Source organism: Janthinobacterium sp. (assembly GCF_009923995.1).
Taxonomy (GTDB): Bacteria; Pseudomonadota; Gammaproteobacteria; order Burkholderiales; family Burkholderiaceae_D; genus Janthinobacterium.
The window spans coordinates 31,375-51,332 of sequence record NZ_RFSK01000027.1; the positions used below are offsets into that span (position 1 = coordinate 31,375).

Genomic DNA, 19,958 nt, shown 5'->3' on the forward strand with positions numbered 1-19,958 from the left:
ATGGCCAGCGCTGCGGGCAAACCGGCCTATCTGGTCGGCATCGACCTGGGCACCACCAACACGGTGGTCGCCTATGCGAATGCGGCCGATGCCGCCGATGCGCAGGCGGGCATCGCGCTGTTCGCCATCGAGCAGCTGGTCGCTCCCGGCGAAGTGGGCGCACGCCCCCTGCTGCCGTCCCTGCGCTACCATCCCGCCCCCGGCGAGCTGGCGGCGGGCGATCTACCCTTGCCATGGCAGCAGGACGACGTGGCCGGCGTGGCGCAGCCCGTGCTGGGCGCCCTGGCGCGCCAGCTGGGCGCACAGGTGCCGGGCCGGCTGGTGTCCAGCGCGAAGAGCTGGCTGTCGCATGCCAACGTGGACCGCCACGCGCCCATCCTGCCGTGGGGCGCGGACGCCGATGTGCCCAAGGTATCGCCCGTGGCGGCCAGCGCCAGCTACCTGGCCCACGTGCGCGCCGCGTGGAATCACCGCTTCCCCCATGCGCCCCTGGAAGAGCAGGAACTGGTGCTGACCATCCCCGCCTCGTTTGACGAGGGTGCGCGCGCACTTACCCTGCAGGCGGCCCGCATGGCGGGCTTGCCCACCTTGCGGCTGGTGGAAGAACCGCAGGCGGCCTTCTATGATTACCTGCAGCGCCGGCGCGCCACCCTGCGCGACGACCTGGCCCATACGCGCCGCATCCTGGTGTGCGACGTGGGCGGCGGCACCACCGATTTCAGCCTGATCGACGTGGCCTTCGACGAAGACGGCGAAGCGCGGCTGGAACGCAGCAGCGTGGGCAACCATTTGATCCTCGGCGGCGACAATATGGACCTGGCGCTGGCCCACCTGGTGGAAACGCGCATGGCCGCCGGCAGCGAGGGCGGCATGAAGCTGTCGGCCGCACGCCTGTCGCAGCTGATGGAGCGCTGCCGCGCCGCCAAGGAGTTGCTGCTCTGCGCCGGCGCGCCGGAGAAAACCACCGTCACCCTGCTGGGCGCGGGATCGCGCCTGATCGGCGGCAGCCGTTCCGTTGACGTCACGCGCGAGGAAGTGGCGGCCATGGTGGTCGACGGATTCTTCCCCATGGTGGCACGGGACGAGACGGCGAAAAAAGGCCGCGCCGGCATCGTCGCATTCGGCCTGCCGTATGCGCAGGATGCGGCCATCACGCGCCACCTGGCCAGCTTCCTGCAGCAGAATCAAGGGACACTGCCGGACGACCTGCCCGATACCCTGCTGCTCAACGGCGGCGTGTTCCGCGCCGACGCGCTGGCGCGCCGCCTGGCCGAGACCCTGGCGCACTGGCGGGGCCAGCCCCTCACCATCCTGCACAACGATAATCCCGACGTGGCCGTGGCCCGCGGTGCCGTCGCCTATGCGCTGGCCCGGCGCGGCCAGGCGCCGCGCATCGGCGGCGGTTCGCCGCGCAGCTATTTCCTCGTGCTGGGCGAGGCGGGCAAGGACCGCCGCGCCGTCTGCATCCTGCCCCGCGGCAGCGCCAGCGGCGAGGAAATCCGCCTGACGCAGCGCCTGTTCGCCCTACGCCTGGGCCGCCCCGTGCGCTTTCACCTGGCCTCCTCCATCGCGGAAGCGGGCACGCCGCCCAAGCTGGGCGACATCGTCGACCTGGACGCGGGCGACTACCTGCGCCTGCCGCCGCTGGCCAGCGTGCTGCACGCCAAGGACGGCGGCAATGACAAGCGCGACATCACTGTGCAGCTGGCCACCGTCATGACCGAGGTGGGGACGCTGGAAGTGCACTGCGTGGCCGAAGCCGATGCCAGCCACCGCTGGCTGCTGGAATTCCAGCTGCGCGGCGAGGAGGAAACGGCAAGCGAAACGGCCGGCGTCCCGCCGCGCGTGACGGAAGCCATAGAAAAAATCGAGCGCATCTTCGGCGGCAAGGCGCAGAAGGTGGACGTCAAGGACGTGCGCCAGCTGCGCCAGCACCTGGAACGGGGGCTGGGCGGGCGCGAAAGCTGGGATACGCCCCTGCTGCGCCAGCTGTTCGACGCCTTGCAACAACGCGCGCGCGGCCGGCGCCGCTCGGCCGAACATGAGCGGGTGTGGCTGAACCTGGCCGGCTACTGTCTGCGGCCCGGTTATGGCGATGCGCTCGACCCATGGCGCATCGAGCAGCTGTGGGCCATGTTCGAGGCGGGCGTGCAGCACCACAAGGACAGCCAGGTGTGCGCCGAATGGTGGACCCTGTGGCGCCGGGTGGCCGGCGGCCTGAGCTCGGAGCAGCAACTGCGCCTGCTCGACGATTTCGCCTTCAACCTGCAAGCCGATGCGGCCCAGCGCGGCAGCCGTCCCGTCACCCTCGTCAACGGCAGCGACGACGACATGCTGCGCCTGGGCGCCTCGCTGGAGCGCATCCCCGGCGCCTACAAGGCGGAAGTGGGCGCCTGGCTGCTCAAGCGCCTGGACAAGGCCGGCAAGAAGGGGGAGCCGGCGGATACCAACACCCTGTGGGCGCTGGCCCGGGTCGGCGCGCGCCAACCCTTCCACGGCAGCGCGCACGAGGTGGTCGACAGCGCCACCGTGGCCGAATGGCTGCACGTGCTGCTGGCGCTGGACTGGAAAAAGACGGAGCCGGCCGCCTTTGCCGCCACCCACCTGGCGCGCATGACGGGCGACCGCTCGCGCGACATCGATGACGACTTGCGCGCCACCATCCTCGCCCGCCTGAAGGCCGTGGGCGCCCCGCCCCTGTGGCAAGCCATGGTGGGCGAAGTCACGCAGCTGGACGAAGCGAACACGAAACGCATGCTGGGCGAAGCGCTGCCGCCGGGCTTGAAGCTGATCGGGTGATCTTTTTTACAAACCCAACGGCGCAAATGCCGGGGTCGGACCCTGAGGGTCCGACCCCAGATTCTGCCTTTGGGCTAAAAGGCGGTTTACCCGTCGCTACGCGCGCCACGATACCGTGGCAAGCCATCGACCAATTTCACCCATTCCACTTGCGTCTCCGTATAAATATGGCTTTGCGGCGATGGCTTTGCGGCGGAAGGCGCCCAGTTTAGCGCTGCTGCTACGCCACGGTTTGCGCTAGATCACGGCGATGACCAACAGCAGCACCGCCAGCGGCGCCTGCACCAGCACGATGCCGGGATGCGTGCGGCGCAGCTGCGCCCAGACGTTCAGGCCCGGCACTTCCTCGTGCGGATGATGGGCTTCGTCGCGCAAGGACATGGCGTGCAGGAACATGCCGGCGATCAGGGGGCCGGGATTGACCCACCAGCCCTGCTCCAGCAAGCCGCGCGACAGGTAGATGGCCAGCGCGCCGATGACGAAGGGCGAAGCCCACACCAGCACCAGCATCAGGCGGATGCCATAGAATTCGGCCAGGGTGCCCATGCGGTGCAGGCGGCTGAAATCGTGGTCCGCCATGCGCTTGTCGATGGCCAGCTCGGCGCGGCCGTACAGGGTCCACAGGCCGCCGAACAGGCAGCCCAGCAGCACGCCGATGACGATATCGGCGGCGAAGACCACGTATTTGTTCACGTCCGCCGTGCCGATGCCCAGCGAGGTGTAGGCGGCCGCGTGCAGGTGCAGGCCCGCCTGCTCGCCTTCGGCCGTCGTGTAGCGGTCGCGCACGTCGTAGGTGCTGCCCACGAACAGGACTTTCTTGCGCGGCGCATCGGCCGCCACGCCCGCCTTGCCGTCGACGAGCCGCACGCCAGCGCGCATGGGGTCGAGAAACGCGGGCGCCACGGCGGCCGGGTGAAACGGCGCCGTGACGGCGTTCTGCTCCGCCGCATCCTTGGCGTCGCCATGGATGACGGGTTCGAAGGCCCAGCGCGCCAACTCCTTTTCGCTGCGCGCGCGCCGCGCCAGCTGGCACACCCTGTCGGCCAGCCGGTAGCCTTCCTTTTGCTCGGACAGGGCGGCCGGCATGGGCTGCTTGTGCTCCTGCTGCTGCGCGCCATGCGCCAGCTCGAACGCGACGGCGGCCAGCACGGGGCTTTTCAGCTCGATGCGCGTGACGGCGCCCATGCGCTCGCGGATCTGCGGGCTGGCAAAGTGGATGCCGGCCGAGCAACGCGCGCGCAGCCACGGCAGGTTCGCGTTCCGGTCAGACTGTTCGGGCAGGATCAGCACGAGCCGCCGGCCTTCGGCGGCCAGGCCGTCGAGAAGGCTGTCCAGCGGCCGCTCGCCCGGCGCATGCTGCTCGTAGACGGCCGGTGCCAGATCCAGGTCGATGGCCAGCACCCGCGCGTCGCGCCGCGCCACCTGCGCCAGCAGCTGCTGCAGGCGCGCCCGTTCCAGCGGTTCACGCTCGTCGAAGACCTGCTCGAACGCGGGCTGGTCGATCTCGATGATGCCGGGCCGGTAGGCGGCGCCCGCGTCCTTGCCCCGCTTCAGCAGCTGGCCCTGTTCCGCGCTGGCGCGCAGCATGGCCGCATCGAGCCATTCGAGCACGTGAAAGCCTTCCAGCGCCAGCATCAGCGAGGCGATCAGGCTGGCGCCGATCACGTGGTGCAGCAGGTGCGTGCCCGTCAGCTTGAATGCCGAGCCGACCTGGGCGACCGGCCACAGCAGGCGCCGCCACAGGGGCAGGGGCGCAGGTTCTGGCTGGCCGGTATTCAATGTGCATTCCCCTGGTGGCATCGCCGAAATTACATTTCAGGCAACAATTGATAACAAAAGGAATATGGTATTGCAATTGTGTTCAGGCCGCCGCACGGCTGCCATCCTGGCCTTCCTCCCGATGCCGGTGGCAGTAGGCGATGAAGTCCGCCGGCGGCAAAGCCTTGGAAAACAGCCAGCCCTGGCCATACTCCACGTCGCGCGCGCGCAGGTAGTCGGCCTGCAGCGGCGTCTCGATGCCTTCGGCGATGATCGCCAGCTGCAGCGTCTGCGCCATGGCGATGATGTGCGACGTCACGCTGCTCGTCACCGTGTCGCCGCCGATGGTGTCGATGAACGATTTGTCGATCTTCAGCGCATCGATGGGCAGGTTCTGCAGGTACGCGAGGCTGGAGTAGCCGGTGCCGAAATCGTCGATGGCCACGGAAAAGCCCATGGCGCGCGCCCTTTCGAGCGCGTTGCGCGCCGCCGCCACGTCGATGAAGCCCCGCTCCGTCGCTTCCAGCCAGATCTGCCCTGGCTCGATGCCGCTGCCGTCGAGCGCCCTGGCCAGCACGTCGAGCAGGCGCCCCGTCTGGATATCGGAGGCGCACACATTGATGGCGATATGCAGGTGGCGCTGTGCCAGCAGCAGCGCGCGCATCTCGCGCACCACGGTTTCCACCAGCTGGTCGGTCATCGCTTCGATCAAGCCGCTCTCCTCGGCCTGCGGGATGAAGTAATCGGGCCGCATCATGGTGCCATCGGGACGCGGCCAGCGTATCAGCGCCTCGGCGCCCACGCACACTCCATCCTTCAGGCGCACCAGCGGCTGGTAATGCACGATGAATTCGCGGTTTTTCAGCGCCTGCGCCATTTCCCCCAGCAGCGACAGGCGGCTGCGCGTCAGCCACACCAGCAGGCTGATGGCCACGGCGGCCAGCAGGAAACCGAAGGGCAATATGTACAGTTGTTCGTTGCGCAGCTGCCTGTGCATGCTGCTCTCGGGCGCCAGGCCGACGGTGGCCAGTTCCCCCTTGCGGGCCACGGCGGCCTGCATCTTGTCCGCGCCGGCGATGGCGGGGTCATTGCCCCTGTCGCGTACCAGCTTGCCCACCAGTTCCGCGTCCGGCGCATTCTGGCTGCCCAGCAGGGCGCCGCCCGAGGTGGCGACGGCGACCTGCACGTCCGGATCGGCAACGATGTCGGCCAGGCCGGCGGGATCGACCAGCACCCGGTGCCGGTCCTTGAACAGGCCGAGCATGGGCTTGCCCTTGCCTGCCGCCGGGGGCGCGTGCGTGTGCACGTCCACGCCGTCGCGCGTGGTGAATTCGGGCTTGCCAAGGGCGATGTCGCTGCCCTGCTCCGGCATGCCCCAGGACGAGCATTTCAGCTTGCCATCCTCGAAATAATCGATTTCCGCGACACCGCGGGACTCCAGCGTCGACTGGCGCATCAGCGCGATATGTTCGTCGGAACAGGGGCGCACCGTCAGCGTGGCAACCGACTGCAGGGCCGCGCCTATCTCGTCAAACGACTTGCTGGCGCGCGTCATGGCGATGTCGGCCACGCGCTGCAGGCGCAGCTGCTCGACTTCGCGCGCCCGCAGGCCGGAAAAGTGCAGGCTGCCCCAGAAGGACAGGAGCACCACCGCACTGGCGCAGGCAACTGCCGCGGCAACGACTCTGGTACGACGATTCAATGCGCTTCTCCCCGTTGAATGTGCAAATGGCCCGCACGCGCGGGCCATTGATGGCGGCAAGCGCCCTTACTTCGGCTTGGCCAGCAGCAGCTTGCCCAGCGCTTCAAAGGCCGGCGTGGTGGTCGGGTCGTTGGCCGAGTTGGCCGCCGTCGGCGTGGAGGCAAAGCGCACGATCACCATCTCCGCCTTCGGATCGACATAGATGCGCTGGCCGTAGACGCCGCGCGCCATGTAGGCGCCGTGGTCGTTATGCGTGACCCACCACATGTCGCGGTAGCTCCAGCCTTTCAGCAGGTCGTAGCCGCCCTTGGCGAACAGCTGCTTGTCGCCGCCCCGGCGGATGTCCGCCACCGCCGCCCTGGGAAGGATCTGCTGGCCGTTGTAGCGGCCATCGTTGCGCAGCATCTCGCCAAAGCGGGCCAGGTCGCGCAGGCCGGCGCTCAGGCCCCCGCCGGCAAACGGCGTGCCCGTCGAATCGTCCGACATGTAGGCATCCTGCTCGGCGCCCAGCTTCTGCCAGACATGCCCGGACAGGTAGTCGTTGACGTTCTGTCCCGTGACCCGGGCGATGAGCCAGCCCAGCACGTCGGCATTGACGGTGCGGTAGCCGAAGGCCTCGCCATGCTTGCCCTGGTGCTGCACTGTCTGCAGGTACTCGAAATAGCTGCGCGGCCCCGTGTAGTCCTTGGGCTTGGGCAGCGGATTGCCGGCCGCCGCATGCTGCCATATCTCGGCGTTCGGGTCGGCATAGTCCTCGCTGAATTTCAGACCGGTGGTCATGTCGAGCACCTGGCGCACGGTGGCGTCACCAAACGCGGACTTGGCCAGCTCCGGTATGTAGTCGGCCACCAGCTTGTCCGCATCGAGCTTGCCTTCGGCCACCAGCGCCGCACCCAGGGTGCCCATCACGGATTTCGTCACCGACATGGCGCCATGCTGGCCGCTGTCCTTCAGCACGCCGAAATAACGCTCGTACACGATGCGCCCGCGGTGCAGCACCACGATGCCATCCGTGTAGTTGGCGCCCAGCGACTGCTCCCAGGTCATGCTGTCCTTGCTGCCCAGCGGCGTGAAGCGCAGGCTGTCGATATCCTTGCGCAGCGCGCGCTGCAGGGGCTGCGGCGCCCCCAGGCCGCGCGACACATTCACCGTCGGCATCAGCTGGCGGAAGTGCGACACGCTCCAGCGCAGCTGCGGGAAAGTGAAATAGCTGCCATCGTCGAAGCGGATGATCTTGTCCGGCGGCGGCGGCGAACCCACCATCCATTTCAGCGCGGCCGGGTCGCTAGCGGCAGCCGACAGCGGCGCCGCGGCGGACGCCTCGGCGGCGTGTGCGACGGCCGGCATGCCGCCAGATGCGAGGGCCATGCAGCTGGCCGCCAGGGCCATGCGTTTGATCTTGGGCAGTACATTCATGCGGGTTCTCCTGTGTTCAACAACAGATTAAATGCAAGCATCCTCAGTAAATCCAGACCACGTTGGCCAGCCAGCCCGTCCAGGTCCTGGCCTGGCCTTTCACCAGCTGCTTGATGCCGGACTGCGCGAACGACGCGCTCGCGCCCAGGGTCAGATAGGTATTCGGGTTCACCACGCGCACGTACTTGAGGAAGACATCGTTGGCCAGCATCGGGCGCAGCACGCCGGCGATCACCACGGGCGCGTCGCCCGGCACGTCGAGGCGCGTGGCCTGGCCGAACTGCAGCGGACTGCCCATCTGGTTGGCGCGCACCTGCGCCAGGTAGGCCGTCACGGTGTCTTTCGACGTCGGATGCAGCTCGATGGTGGCCTGCAGCGCGTTCACGTTGGCATTGACGAAGACCCACGTGGCCTTGCTGCCGGAAGCCCAGGCGCCCGGCGTGCCTTCGAAGAACAGGGGGTCGAAGCGCTCGTTGCGCGCCGTGCGCGGATCGTCGCCGGAAAAGCTCTGGTACCCCAGGGTGAATTTCGGCGTCCACGCCACGCCGGGCAGCGAAAAGCCCCCTTCCGTGCGCCAGCCCCAGGCCCGCATCGGTTCGCGCGTGTTCCACTCACGCGCCGCGTCGACGCCGAACCAGCCTTTCGGCAGCACGGCGGGCAGCAGGGGCATGCGCGCGTAGCCGTACACGAACTGCAGGTCTTTGCGGCCGTCGGGCACGGCCAGCGGCGCGCCGATGCCGCCCGGCGCCGCCTGCGGATAGGCGGCATGCGAACGGGGCACCTTGCCGTACGCAATGCCCGCCTTGCGGTCGTCGGCGGGCGCGTAGCTGGCGTCGACGCCCACCACGCGCGTGCCGCTATCGTTGTCGGGATTTTCATTCGGGTCCAGGTAAAACGCCTGGGCGCTGAAGGCAGCGTGGCTCAGCTTCGCCACCACGGAATTCTGGAAAGCCTTGCGCGGCCCCAGTTTCAGCGCCCCCCGGTCAAAGCCGTTCGAGCCGCCGTTGGCGATCAGCATGCCCGTACCCAGCGTGAAGTTCTGCGCCCCGGCCGACAGGTCCAGCAGCGTGCCGGCGTCGCCGAGGGGCAGGCGCACGCCGGCGACGAACTCCTCGATCGAGATGCGGCCCGTGTCGCCCGCGCCGAACGGGTCGTGGCGCACGGTGGCCGAGCCGACGGCCGAGGCGCGCGCGTACAGCTGCATGCCGTTGCCGAAGTGGCGCTTGAAGCCCAGCGCCGGCTTGACGTAGAACTCGTACCAGTAGGGGCTGAAATCGAAATCGGGATTGGTCGCCGGGGCATTCGAGAGTTTCCAGAACAGCTTGCTCTCGCCGGCGATCTGCGCGCCCGCTTCCACGGACGGCGTCATTTGCCAGCCGGCGCCGATGGCCGGCTCGACGGCGGCGCGGCGCGCCACTTCCTTTTCCATGCCGCTCTGGCCATCGGGATCGAGCTGTCCTGTGGCACCGCACGCGGCGCTCCACCCCAGCAAGGCCAGCGCGGTGGAACGGCGCACGAGGAACATCGCTTGCGTTGCCATAGGTATCCTTGCAATAGCCGGCTTTTCATGGTGTGGTACCCGCGGACGGCGCCGCGTTCGCGGCAGAAGCCGGCCAGGCACAAGGGCCGGGCTTTCTTTCCATTTGAGCGAATGTTATCAGAGAAACTTTATTTTATTGTTGTAAAGCATTCTATTGTGCGGACCTGCCTGGGACGCATTCCTGCAAGGCCAGACTCCCTTCCCGCCCCGCCATTTCGGCTGAGACGATCGTCTCATGCCGGCGTCTTGCTGCAGCGCGACATGCGTGCGCCGCCACTTCATGCTACAAACAGGCAGCCGCAGCAAAACAGCAACCGTGACACGGAGAGCGCCATGCCATACGTTCGCCAGACCAGCCACCTCGACCGCGTGCGCGACCTGATCGCCGGCAGGGTCGTCAACCCCGGCATCGACGCGGCCAGGCTGGCGTCGTCGTACCGGCGCGCGCTGGACGACTACCGGCTCGACCCCGCCTCGACCACGGGTCCGCGCATCCTGACGGGCGCCGAGCTGCGCGCCGTGCAGCAGTCCGAAGAAAACTTCCTGCGCTCCACGGGCCAGTGCCTGCCCCGGCTGCACGCCATGGTGCACGAGGCAGGCTACTGCGTCATCCTGGCCAACGCGCACGGGGTGACGATCGACTACGCGGTCGATGCGGACCAGCGCAAGGATTTCAAGAAAGCGGGCCTGTATCCCGGCTCGTGCTGGTCGGAAGACGAGGAAGGCACGTGCGGCATCGCTTCCGTGCTGCTCGACCAGGAAGCCATCACGGTGCACAAGACCGACCATTTCCGCGCCGCCTTCACGGGCCTGACCTGCAGCGCGGCCCCCATCTTTTCGCCGCACGGCGAATTGATCGGCGTGCTCGATGCGTCGGCACTGAGCTCGCCCGACGCACGCGACAGCCAGCGCCTCGTCAACCAGCTGGTGCGCCAGGGCGCAACCCTGATCGAAGACGGCTTTTTCCTCAAGTCGTATGGCCACTGCTGCATCCTGCTGGCGCACCGCAACCGCCATTTCGTGGAAGTGCAGCCGGAAATGCTGATCGCCGTCGATGAACATGGCAGCGTCGTCGCCGCCAACCGCTGCGCGCGCGACGTCATCGCGGGCCTGGGCACCCTGCCGCGCCCCGTCGGCGAAGTGCTGGAAGTGCGCGCCGAACGCCTGTTCGATGCGCGCGCGGGCCACAACCTGCTGTCCCTGCGCGTGGCCGGCAGCAGCGCCTGGCTGCATGCGCGCGTGCGCGCGCCGCTGCGCCAGGCCGGCACGCGCCCGCGCACCGGCAGCGCGGCGGCGGAGGCGCCGGAAACGCTGGCGGCGGTGGCCTATACGCCGCAGGAACAGGCCGAACGCACGCGCATCGTGAACGCCATGAACGTGGCCAAGTGGCGCCCGCTGCAGGCGGCGGCCATGCTGGGCCTGTCGCGCGCCACCCTGTACCGGCGCATCAAGCACCTGAAGATCGTGCCGCCGCACCGGCAGTAAGGGTTCGGGAAAGCTGAGACTTCCGTCTCAATAGCCGCCATGCTGCGCTGCAGGATGCGGCGCCAAAACAGCGGTGATACAACATCGTCAGCGGCAGCACAGCCGCATCCCATCATAAAGTCAGCAGACTTGGAGGAGACACGATGCATACCGATAGCAACCCGCACGACCTGGCCGTGGCCAGCATCCTGGAGCAGCTCGAAGGCTGCCTTCGCGCCAGCGACAGCACGGGCGCCGCACAATTGTTCGAGCCGGACGGCTACTGGCGCGACCTGGTGCTGTTTACCTGGAACCTGAAAACCCTGGAAGGGCGCGAGCAGATCGCCGCCATGCTGGCCGCCCAGCTGGGCGCCGTGCAGCCCGTCGCCATCCGCATCGCCGACGGCGAACACGCCAGCGAAGCGGGCGGCGTGCTGCAATGCTGGATCAGCGTGGAGACGGCCGCGGGACGCGGCACGGGCTTCATCCGCATCCGCAACGGCCAGATCTGGACCCTGCTCACCACCATGGGCGAGTTGAAGGGTTTCGAGGAAGCCAAGGGCGGCCGGCGGCCCATGGGCGCGGAACACGGCGCGCGCACGGACCGCAGCAGCTGGCTGGAGCAGCGCGAGCGCGAGGCGGCGGAACTCGGCTACGCGCGCCAGCCCTACTGCGTCATCATCGGCGGCGGCCAGGGCGGCATCGCGCTGGGCGCGCGCCTGCGCCAGCTCAATGTCCCCACCATCATTATCGAAAAGAACGCCCGCCCCGGCGACAGCTGGCGCAAGCGCTACAAGTCGCTGTGCCTGCACGACCCGGTCTGGTACGACCACATGCCCTACATCCCCTTCCCGGACAACTGGCCCGTCTTCACGCCCAAGGACAAGGTGGGCGACTGGCTGGAAATGTACACCAAGGTGATGGAGCTGAACTACTGGGGTTCGACTTCCTGTGAATCGGCCAGCTTCGACGAGGCCACGGGCGAGTGGACGGTGCAGGTGCTGCGCGAGGGCCGGCCCGTCACCCTGAAGCCGAAGCAGCTGGTGCTGGCGACAGGCATGTCGGGCAAGGCCAACATGCCGAAGTTCAAGGGCATGGACGTGTTCCAGGGCGAGCAGCAGCACTCGTCGCAGCATCCGGGACCGGACGCGTACGTCGGCAAGAAGGTGGTCGTCGTCGGCGCGAACAATTCCGCGCACGACATCTGCGCCGCCCTGTGGGAAGCGGGCGTGGACGTGACCATGGTGCAGCGCTCGTCGACGCACATCGTCAAGTCCGATTCCTTGATGGACCTGGCCCTGGGCGACCTGTACTCGGAACGGGCGCTGGCGGCCGGCATGACCACAAACAAGGCCGACCTGACCTTCGCCTCGATCCCGTACAAGATCCTGGCCGACTTCCAGAAGCCCGTGTTCAAGGCCATCCGCGAGCGCGACGCGGACTTTTACGCGCGCCTCGAGGAGCGGGGCTTCATGCTCGATTTCGGCGACGACGATTCCGGCCTGTTCATGAAATACCTGCGCCGCGGTTCCGGCTACTACATCGACGTGGGCGCTTCCGAGCTGGTCGCCGACGGCAAGATCAAGCTGAAAAGCGGCGTCGGCGTGCAGGAACTGAAGGCCCGCTCCATCGTGCTGTCCGACGGCACGGAACTGCCGGCCGACCTGGTGGTGTACGCCACCGGCTACGGTTCCATGAATGGCTGGGCGGCCGACCTGATCTCGCCGGCAGTGGCGAACAAGGTGGGCAAGGTGTGGGGATTGGGTTCGGCCACGACGAAGGACCCCGGTCCGTGGGAAGGCGAACAGCGCAATATGTGGAAACCCACGCAGCAGCAGGCGCTGTGGTTCCACGGCGGCAACCTGCACCAGTCGCGCCACTATTCGCAATACCTGTCGCTGCAGCTGAAGGCGCGCATGGAAGGCTTGCACACGCCCGTGTACGGGCAGCAGGAGGTGCATCACCTGGCGTGATAACCGGGGTGGTAGATAAAAAAATGGCGGCGGACCGAAGTCCGCCGCCATTTTACGTTGCGACGAGAATGTGGGGTCAGACCCCAGCAGTTTATTGTTTGATGGCTTCGATCGCGAACGTCAAAGTGACGTCATCGCTGACGGCTGGCGCATATTTGCCGGCGTTGAATTCCGAGCGCTTGATCTTGGCCGTGGCGTTGGCGCCGCAGGCGTCTTTCTTCAGCATCGGGTGCGGTGCGCAGGTGAACGAGGTGACGGTCAGGGTGACGGGCTTGGTCACGCCTTTCAGGGTCAGGTTGCCTTCCACGGATGCCAGCTTGTCGCCGTCGAAGTTGAACTTGGTCGACTTGTAGGTGGCGACGGGGTACTTGGCCGTGTCGAGGAAGTCTTCGCCCTGGATGTGCGAGTTGAACAGGGTCGAACCCGTGTCGACGGACTTGGTGTCGATCAGCACTTCGACGGCGCCCGTCTTGGCGGCGCGGTCCAGGGTGATCTTGCCGGTGGTGTTATTGAAGCGGCTTTGCTGCGTCGAGAAGCCCATGTGGGTGTACTCGAAGCGGGGGAAGGTGTGGCTGCCATCGATGACATAGACTTCCGGGGCGGCAAAGGCGGACAGCGAGAAACCGGCGGCGGCGATAAAAGCGAGCAGTTTTTTCATTATGGATTCCTGATAGGAGTGGTGGATGTCAAAACCGCAACCGGCTGCCGGCGAAGATGCGGGCGGCTGATTGTCTGGCTTCAGTTGCAACAATTATGCATGGCATGAAGATCGATGTAAAACGGAAAATTTACCTAGTTAGCATCGAAAAAATCGATAATAACGCCGATTATGTCCGCGACAGCGCCTTCTGCTGCCGATTATTGTCCGCATTGACAAAAATATCCAGCGTTATCCAGCAATTCAGATGCGAATGATTCTTGTTATTATTCATCGCAATTGCTATCATCGCTGCCTTTGCACCGCTGCCCGCCTGCGCCAGCCCGCCGGCTCCCCGCCGCCTCACGCCAGCCATCCAGCCACGAGCGCCGCCACCACCTGCCCCGGCACGCGCCGGGCATGCAGGTTTGCCTTGATTCATCCATAATAGAGCAGGAAACCATGACCGCAGCCCCGACCGATTCCACCATATTGAACGCGCCCCCGACGACTTCCCTGCCCCGCAGCCAGCGCCTGAAGGCCGATACCATGGCCACGCACGAGGTGCTGGACAAGCGCATCATGGAAAGCAAGCCCTTCGACAACCCGCACAATTACGCCCGTTTCCTGCAGGCGCAGTACGCCTTCCTGCGCGATGTCGATGCGCTGTACGAGCACGCCGGCCTGGCCGCCCTGCTGCCCGACCTGGAGCAGCGCCGCCGCTATGCCAGCATCGCCGCCGACCTGCAGGACCTGCAAACCCCGCTGCCGGCCGACGCCGCCGCGCCGCCCTTCGGCGCGGAACCGGACGTGGCCACCGCGCTGGGCTGGCTGTATGTGAGCGAAGGCTCGAAGCTGGGCGCCGCCATCCTGTACAAACTGGCCGGCAAGATCGGTCTTGACGCGCAGTTCGGCGCGCGCCACCTGGCGGGCCACCCCGACGGCCGCGCGCGCCACTGGCGCGACTTCACGGCCGTCCTCGATACGGCGCCGCTCGACGCCGGCGGCGAGCAACGCGTGATCGCCGGCGCGCGCGCCGCCTTCATGCGCATGCACGGCCACGTCGAGGCATACGCCTGATGGACGGCCGGCACGCCGAGGCAGCGCCGCGCGAAGCGCACGGCGTGCGCCTGCGCCGCTGGGCGTGGACGGCGGCCGGCGCCTTGATGGTGCTGCTGGGCATCATCGGCGCCATGCTGCCCGTGATGCCGACGACGATTTTCCTCATCCTCGCCCTGGCCTGCTTCAGCCGCGCCTCGCCGCGCCTGGAACACTGGCTGCTGCACCATCCCCGCTTCGGCGCGCCGCTGCGCCAGTGGCGCGAACACCGGGCCGTCTCGCGGCGCGGCAAGGCCATGGCCTGCCTGGGCATGGCCATCGGCTTCGTCGCCATGTGCCTGGGCCATCCGCCGTGGTGGGTCATCGTCATGGTGGGCGGCATGGAACTGGCCGTTATCGTCTACCTGCTGCGCCGCCCGGAAGGCCCGCAAGGCGACAGCGGGGCAGAATCTGCCCCCGATAGCGGCAATCACGGGCAGCAAGCGGCCCCGCCCCCGTCAAGAAAACCCTAACTGAACTGAAACGGGCAGCAAAAGCGCCCATGTGCCGGCACATGGCCGGGCGAACTTTTCACTACCACGCGCCCCTGGCACGCCCGCCTGCGCGATTAAATTCGGCAGAATTACCGCTTTCCCGCTTTTTCCACTTGAAAACACCCACATAGACATTATTTGCATATTCAAAGCAAGATTCTGTCGTAGGAGTAATAACGCGATCGGAGGTATACTACGCAACCGACGTCACAGGCCGGGCGATCTGGCCCCTGCAAGCACGCCTGTCACGGTCCAATAAAAAAGGAAACACTGCATGACCACACCACACCGTACGCCGGTGATTCGCATCGATGGCGCGAACAAGACCTTCGCGCTGCCCAAGGGCGAACAATTCCACGCGGTCAAATCGGTCACGCTGGAAGTCTATCCCGGTGATATTTTCGGCCTGATCGGCAAGAGCGGCGCCGGCAAATCGACCCTGCTGCGCCTGATCAACCTGCTCGAGCGTCCCGACAGCGGCAGCATTACCGTGGCCGGCCGCGAGCTGACGAGCCTGGGCAAGCGCGAGCTGCGCGACGCGCGCCAGAATATCGGCATGATTTTCCAGCAGTTCAACCTGCTGCAGAACGCCAGCGTCTTCGACAACGTCGCCTTCCCGCTGAAAATCCATGGCACGGCCAAGGGCGAGCAGATCGCCGCCCGCGTCGAGGAATGCCTGGCGCTGGTAGGCCTGTCCGACAAGCTGCACAGCTATCCGGCGCAATTATCGGGCGGGCAGAAACAGCGCGTGGCCATCGCCCGCGCCCTGGCCAGCCACCCGGACGTGCTGCTGTGCGATGAGCCGACGTCCGCGCTGGATGCGGAAACGACGCGCGCCCTGCTCGACACCTTGCGCGACATCAATGCGCGCCTCGGCGTGACCATTGTCATCGTCAGCCATGAGCTGTCGGTGCTGGGCGCCATCTGCAACAGGGTCGCCGTCGTGGAAAACGGCGCCATCGCCGAACAATTCGACCTGAGCGACACGGCCACCCCGCGCAAGACGGCGCTGGGACGCGAGCTGGCTTACTACGGCACCGAGGCGTTTGAAGCCACCGCATGGAAGGATGCAACACATGTTTGAAGAATCGATCAATAACGTCGTCAACCTGCTGCCGGAAATCTGGGTGGCGCTGGGCCAGACCATGACGATGCTGGGCATCGGACTCACCGCCGCCATCCTGATCGGCGGACCGCTGGGCATCCTGCTGTTCCTCGTCTCGGAAGGCCAGTCGCTGGAAAACCGCCCGCTGTCGATGGTCCTCGGCTGGCTGGTCAATACCGTGCGCAGCTTCCCCTTCATCATCCTGCTCGTCGCCCTGACGCCGTTTACGCGCATTATCGCGGGCACCTCGATCGGCCCGCTGGCTGCCGCCGTGCCCCTGTCGTTCGCCGCCATTCCCTACCTGGCGCGCCTGGTGGAACAGAACCTGCGCGAAGTGCCGCGCGGCGTCATCGAGGCGGCGCACGCCATGGGCGCCTCGGAAATGCAGATCATCTTCCGCGTGCTGCTGGTGGAGGCGCGCTCCGGCCTGGTGCTGGCCCTGACCGTGCTGTCGATCAGTTTCCTGTCGTATTCGGCCGTGGCCGGCGTGGTGGGCGGCGGCGGCATCGGCGACCTGGCCATCCGCTACGGCTACTACCGCTTCGAGACGGACATCATGGTCGCCACCGTGGCCATCCTGATCGTGCTGGTGCAGACCATCCAGTTCGCCGGCACGCGCATCGCCAAGCGCCTCGACAAACGTTAATCCCTATTCAGAAACAAGGACATACATGAACACTATTCGCCGCAACCTGCTCCTGGTCGCCGCCAGCCTGGCCTTCGCCACCGCTGCCCACGCCAAGGACCCGAAAGAACTCGTCATCGGCACCAGCTCCGGCCCGTATTCGGACCAGCTGAAGCTGGGCATCAAGCCCATCCTGGAAAAACAGGGCTACAAGGTCAAGATCGTCGAATTCAACGACTACGTGCAGCCGAACTACGCGCTGGCCGAAGGCTCGCTGGACGCCAACGTGTTCCAGCACATCGTGTACCTGACCAAGTTCGCCACCGATAACAAGCTGCCGTTGAGCCCCCTGATCACCGTGCCGACCACGCCGATCGCCCTGTACAGCAGCAAGCACAAATCGCTGGCCGACGTGAAGAACGGCGCCACCATCACCATGCCGAACGACCCGACCAACCAGGCGCGCGCGCTGGTGGTGCTGGCCAAGATGGGCTGGATCAAGCTGAAACCGAACGTCGACCCGCTGCGCGCCTCCGAACGCGACGTGCTGGAGAACCCGAAGAAGCTGAAACTGGTGCCGCTGGAAGCGGCGCAGCTGCCACGCTCGCTGGCCGACGCCGACTACGCCTTCGTCAACGGTAATTTCGCCCTGGCCGCCGGCATGAAACTGACCACCGCCCTGGCCGTGGAAAAGATCTCGGACAGCTACATCAACCTGGTGGCCATCCGCACGGCCGACAAGGGCAAGCCATGGGTCAAGGACCTGGAAGCGGCCTACCGTTCGCGCGCCTTCCTCGACGCGACCAACAAATACCTGGCCGGCTATGAAAAGACGGACTACCAGCTGGCGCTGGAAAAGACGCTGAAAAAATAAGCGCTGCCTGACATATAAAAAAGGACGGCCGGGTTTGCACCTGGCCGTCCTTTTTTTTCGCCCGCGCGACGCGGGCATCTGCAAGGCTTAGAAGCGGTAGCCGACGCCGACGCCGATCAGCAGCGGATCCACCTTGACTTCGCTGGCCTTGGCGCCGCTGATGAAGACGTCGCTGCGGATCTGCACTTTCTTGATGTCGAAGTTCAGCGACCAGTTCTTGTCGAGCTTGTAGTCGACGCCCGCTTGCAGGGCGAAGCCCCAGCTGTCGTGCTCCAGGCGGCCCGCGCCGTTCAGCAATTTGACGTCGGAAATATTCGTGTAGTTCACGCCGGCACCCACGTAAGGGCTGAACTGTTTTTCCGGCATGAAGTGATATTGCAGCGACAGGGTCGGCGGCAAGTGCTTGAAGGTACCGATATTGTTGCCGTCAAGCTTGACGTCATGCTTTTGCGGGTAGGTCAGGATCAGCTCGGCAGCGATATTGGGGGTAAAGAAATACGAGATATCGATTTCAGGAATCGTCTTGCTGCTGACATGCAAACGGTCGGATGCGCCGACGCCGCCGATCGGAGCAGATTTGTCGGCCGGGTCGATGTACACGGCACGGGCACGGACCAGCCATGGGCCTTCCTGTGCCATGGCATTGCCGGCGCATGCGCCGATGGCGGCCAAGACGATTGCTGCTGCAGTTGCGGACTTTTTCATTCTGGTTCCCTCTTTTTGTCGTTAAGTAACGCTGCGAAGTCTAAGAGTGCAGCGCAACAAAAACTTTGATCCACATCAAATAGGGCCAGATGGCATGCAGGGAGGGATTTTTTCCTTTGCCCAGGTCAAGAAATGCCGCACCGCAAAATTAATGGGCCGCCATAAACAGGCTGGCGACCCAGTCGGCAAATACGCGCACGCGGGGCGACAGTTGCCGGTGATGGGGGTACAGCACGGACACGGGCAGCGGATCGGGGCGCAGGGGCGCCAGCACTTCCACCAGTTCGCCCGTCGCCAGCGCCTGCTCCAGGTGGTAGCGGGGCGCCTGGATCAGGCCCATGCCGGCGCGGCAGCAGGCGTGGTACGCGTCCGCATTGTTGACGGAGACCGTGCCGGGCAGGATCACGCTGTGGCGCTGGCCGTCCAGCCTGAAGTCGAAGGGCCAGACCTTGCCCGTCTGGGCGGAAAAGAAATTCACGGCCCGGTGGCCATCGAGGTCGGCCAGGGTGCGCGGCGTGCCGTGCGCGGCCAGGTAGGCGGGACTGGCGCAGGTGACTTGCTCCAGCAGCGCCACCCTGCGCGCCACCATGGATGAATCGCCCAGTTCCCCCACGCGCAGCACGCAGTCGACGCCTTCGCGCACCAGGTCGACGAGGCGGTCGCCCATGCCGATTTCCAGCTCGATGAGCGGATGGCGGGCGCAGAACTGGCCCAGCACGGGCATGACGAAATGCAGGGCCAGGGTCGCGTGCAGGTCGACGCGCAGCTTGCCGGCCGGCTGCTGCGCCGCCGACGTGAACACGGATTCCGTCTCCTCCAGGTCGGCCAGCAGGCGCACGCAGCGCTGGTAATACGCTTCGCCGTCAAGCGTGGGCGTGACTTGCCGCGTCGTGCGCTGCAGCAGGCGCACGCGCAGGCGCGCCTCGAGCTGCTTGATGGCGTGCGTGACGGTGGCCTTCGGATAGCCGAGGTCATGCGCCGCCTGGGTGAAACTGCGCAACTCGACGATGCGCGTAAAGATGCGCATCGCATCAAATCGGTCCATGTCCTGCTCCATTGTTATTCCCTGCTGCACAGTGTAGCGATCATGGCAGGGATTTTCCATGCTGTTGCATGGCGGGTGTGAGCAAGAGGCACGCGGCGCCATCCGACATTGCGCCGAGGTCACCGGTGGCCGGCCCCGCCACGCCGCATGCTATTGTCGCTTCACACATGAGAATGGTAATGATTATCATTTGCGATATAATGCAGAGTCACGCCTCAGCGCACGCTCGGGCGACTACAAAAAGGAATGGGAGACATGGATATATTGAGGGAACTGCGTGAATCGGGCTTGAAAGTGACCATCCCCCGCTTGCGGATTCTGCAGCTGTTTCAAGAAGGCACGATCAAGCACCTGAGTGCGGACGATGTGTACAAACTCTTGCTGGCCGAAAAGATCGACGTGGGCCTGGCCACCATCTACCGCGTGCTGATGCAGTTCGCCGAAGCGGGCATCCTGTTTCGCCGGCACTTCGAATCGGGCCACGCCGTCTTCGAGCTGAACGAAGGCCAGCACCACGACCACCTGGTCTGCACGGGCTGCGGCAAGGTCGACGAATTCGTCGACGAAGGCATCGAGCTGCGGCAGAACGAGATCGCCGCCGAGCGGGGTTTCGTGCTGCACGAACACGCATTATCGCTGTACGGCACCTGCGCCGACTGCACGGCGAAGAAAGTGCCGCCACGCAAGGCCTCCTGAGCCGGCACGCCGCGTAGCGCAGGGCGG

At 65.9% G+C, this 19,958-nt stretch carries 17 protein-coding genes; 9 read left to right on the forward strand and 8 right to left on the reverse strand.

Translation table 11 applies throughout. The features are described from left to right. A complete protein-coding gene (locus EBS11_RS14830) occupies positions 1-2,799 on the forward strand; it encodes an Hsp70 family protein (protein ID WP_290603846.1) in 2,799 nt (932 codons plus the stop codon). Between the two features lie 237 nt (positions 2,800-3,036). On the opposite strand, the gene EBS11_RS14835 is transcribed toward EBS11_RS14830, so the two are convergent. The 4 genes from EBS11_RS14835 to EBS11_RS14850 all read right to left on the reverse strand — a co-directional run bounded on the left by EBS11_RS14835 (position 3,037) and on the right by EBS11_RS14850 (position 9,215). Then, positions 3,037-4,578 (reverse strand): CHASE2 domain-containing protein, encoded by a 1,542-nt coding sequence (locus EBS11_RS14835; RefSeq protein WP_290603848.1) that lies wholly within the window; start codon positions 4,576-4,578, stop codon positions 3,037-3,039. A gap of 82 nt (positions 4,579-4,660) precedes the next feature. Further along, positions 4,661-6,259: an EAL domain-containing protein gene (locus tag EBS11_RS14840; protein ID WP_290603850.1), complete on the reverse strand. Its 1,599-nt coding sequence runs from the start codon at positions 6,257-6,259 to the stop codon at positions 4,661-4,663. A gap of 66 nt (positions 6,260-6,325) precedes the next feature. Then, complete coding sequence (locus EBS11_RS14845; RefSeq protein WP_290603918.1) at positions 6,326-7,606, reverse strand: serine hydrolase; 1,281 nt, start codon at positions 7,604-7,606, stop codon at positions 6,326-6,328. A gap of 112 nt (positions 7,607-7,718) precedes the next feature. Next, the gene (locus tag EBS11_RS14850) at positions 7,719-9,215 is read right to left on the reverse strand and encodes an alginate export family protein (RefSeq protein WP_290603852.1); all 1,497 of its coding nucleotides are present in this window, start codon (positions 9,213-9,215) and stop codon (positions 7,719-7,721) included. Positions 9,216-9,548: 333 nt separating this feature from the next. Between EBS11_RS14850 and EBS11_RS14855 the strand changes: the two genes are divergently transcribed. Then, positions 9,549-10,700: a helix-turn-helix domain-containing protein gene (locus tag EBS11_RS14855; RefSeq protein WP_290603855.1), complete on the forward strand. Its 1,152-nt coding sequence runs from the start codon at positions 9,549-9,551 to the stop codon at positions 10,698-10,700. A 143-nt stretch (positions 10,701-10,843) separates the two neighbouring features. Beyond that, a complete protein-coding gene (locus EBS11_RS14860; protein WP_290603857.1) occupies positions 10,844-12,652 on the forward strand; it encodes an NAD(P)/FAD-dependent oxidoreductase in 1,809 nt (602 codons plus the stop codon). 91 nt (positions 12,653-12,743) lie between these two features. Here the strand turns inward: EBS11_RS14860 and EBS11_RS14865 are convergent, their stop codons facing one another. Continuing rightward, positions 12,744-13,310, reverse strand: coding sequence for a YceI family protein (locus EBS11_RS14865; RefSeq protein ID WP_102298271.1), 567 nt, complete (start codon positions 13,308-13,310; stop codon positions 12,744-12,746). 169 nt (positions 13,311-13,479) lie between these two features. After that, the gene (locus tag EBS11_RS14870; RefSeq protein WP_290603862.1) at positions 13,480-13,731 is read right to left on the reverse strand and encodes a hypothetical protein; all 252 of its coding nucleotides are present in this window, start codon (positions 13,729-13,731) and stop codon (positions 13,480-13,482) included. Positions 13,732-13,751: 20 nt separating this feature from the next. On the opposite strand from EBS11_RS14870, the gene EBS11_RS14875 reads away from it, so the two are divergent. The 5 genes from EBS11_RS14875 to EBS11_RS14895 all read left to right on the forward strand — a co-directional run bounded on the left by EBS11_RS14875 (position 13,752) and on the right by EBS11_RS14895 (position 17,485). Beyond that, positions 13,752-14,369, forward strand: coding sequence for a biliverdin-producing heme oxygenase (locus tag EBS11_RS14875; protein ID WP_290603864.1), 618 nt, complete (start codon positions 13,752-13,754; stop codon positions 14,367-14,369). Further along, positions 14,369-14,860, forward strand: a complete 492-nt coding sequence (locus EBS11_RS14880) for a YbaN family protein (protein WP_290603866.1) — start codon at positions 14,369-14,371, stop codon at positions 14,858-14,860. The genes EBS11_RS14875 and EBS11_RS14880 overlap by 1 nt, the downstream gene beginning before the upstream one ends. A 295-nt stretch (positions 14,861-15,155) precedes the next feature. After that, the gene (locus EBS11_RS14885; RefSeq protein ID WP_290603868.1) at positions 15,156-15,965 is read left to right on the forward strand and encodes a methionine ABC transporter ATP-binding protein; all 810 of its coding nucleotides are present in this window, start codon (positions 15,156-15,158) and stop codon (positions 15,963-15,965) included. After that, entirely contained in the window at positions 15,958-16,632 is a 675-nt protein-coding gene (locus tag EBS11_RS14890) for a methionine ABC transporter permease (RefSeq protein ID WP_290603870.1), read from the forward strand. Before EBS11_RS14885 ends, EBS11_RS14890 begins: the two co-directional genes overlap by 8 nt. Positions 16,633-16,657: 25 nt before the next feature. After that, a complete protein-coding gene (locus EBS11_RS14895) occupies positions 16,658-17,485 on the forward strand; it encodes a MetQ/NlpA family ABC transporter substrate-binding protein (RefSeq protein ID WP_290603872.1) in 828 nt (275 codons plus the stop codon). Positions 17,486-17,572: 87 nt separating this feature from the next. On the opposite strand, the gene EBS11_RS14900 is transcribed toward EBS11_RS14895, so the two are convergent. Next, positions 17,573-18,190: an OmpW family outer membrane protein gene (locus EBS11_RS14900; RefSeq protein WP_290603874.1), complete on the reverse strand. Its 618-nt coding sequence runs from the start codon at positions 18,188-18,190 to the stop codon at positions 17,573-17,575. Positions 18,191-18,338: 148 nt separating this feature from the next. Next, entirely contained in the window at positions 18,339-19,235 is an 897-nt protein-coding gene (locus EBS11_RS14905; protein WP_290603876.1) for a LysR family transcriptional regulator, read from the reverse strand. 255 nt (positions 19,236-19,490) lie between these two features. Between EBS11_RS14905 and fur the strand changes: the two genes are divergently transcribed. Beyond that, on the forward strand, positions 19,491-19,931 hold the full coding sequence (gene fur, locus EBS11_RS14910; protein ID WP_131372970.1) for a ferric iron uptake transcriptional regulator: 441 nt from the start codon (positions 19,491-19,493) through the stop codon (positions 19,929-19,931). Positions 19,932-19,958 lie beyond the last annotated feature (27 nt).

Coding starts and splice junctions, on each gene's coding strand:
- EBS11_RS14895 (WP_290603872.1), top strand. CDS start 16,658: ATGAACACTATTCGCCGCAACCTGCTCCTGGTCGCCGCCAGCCTGGCC.
- EBS11_RS14870 (WP_290603862.1), bottom strand. CDS start 13,731: ATGAATCAAGGCAAACCTGCATGCCCGGCGCGTGCCGGGGCAGGTGGT.
- EBS11_RS14850 (WP_290603852.1), bottom strand. CDS start 9,215: ATGGCAACGCAAGCGATGTTCCTCGTGCGCCGTTCCACCGCGCTGGCC.
- EBS11_RS14875 (WP_290603864.1), top strand. CDS start 13,752: ATGACCGCAGCCCCGACCGATTCCACCATATTGAACGCGCCCCCGACG.
- EBS11_RS14880 (WP_290603866.1), top strand. CDS start 14,369: ATGGACGGCCGGCACGCCGAGGCAGCGCCGCGCGAAGCGCACGGCGTG.
- EBS11_RS14855 (WP_290603855.1), top strand. CDS start 9,549: ATGCCATACGTTCGCCAGACCAGCCACCTCGACCGCGTGCGCGACCTG.
- EBS11_RS14830 (WP_290603846.1), top strand. CDS start 1: ATGGCCAGCGCTGCGGGCAAACCGGCCTATCTGGTCGGCATCGACCTG.
- EBS11_RS14860 (WP_290603857.1), top strand. CDS start 10,844: ATGCATACCGATAGCAACCCGCACGACCTGGCCGTGGCCAGCATCCTG.
- EBS11_RS14845 (WP_290603918.1), bottom strand. CDS start 7,606: ATGCCGGCCGTCGCACACGCCGCCGAGGCGTCCGCCGCGGCGCCGCTG.
- fur (WP_131372970.1), top strand. CDS start 19,491: ATGGATATATTGAGGGAACTGCGTGAATCGGGCTTGAAAGTGACCATC.
- EBS11_RS14885 (WP_290603868.1), top strand. CDS start 15,156: ATGACCACACCACACCGTACGCCGGTGATTCGCATCGATGGCGCGAAC.
- EBS11_RS14900 (WP_290603874.1), bottom strand. CDS start 18,190: ATGAAAAAGTCCGCAACTGCAGCAGCAATCGTCTTGGCCGCCATCGGC.
- EBS11_RS14890 (WP_290603870.1), top strand. CDS start 15,958: ATGTTTGAAGAATCGATCAATAACGTCGTCAACCTGCTGCCGGAAATC.
- EBS11_RS14905 (WP_290603876.1), bottom strand. CDS start 19,235: ATGGACCGATTTGATGCGATGCGCATCTTTACGCGCATCGTCGAGTTG.
- EBS11_RS14865 (WP_102298271.1), bottom strand. CDS start 13,310: ATGAAAAAACTGCTCGCTTTTATCGCCGCCGCCGGTTTCTCGCTGTCC.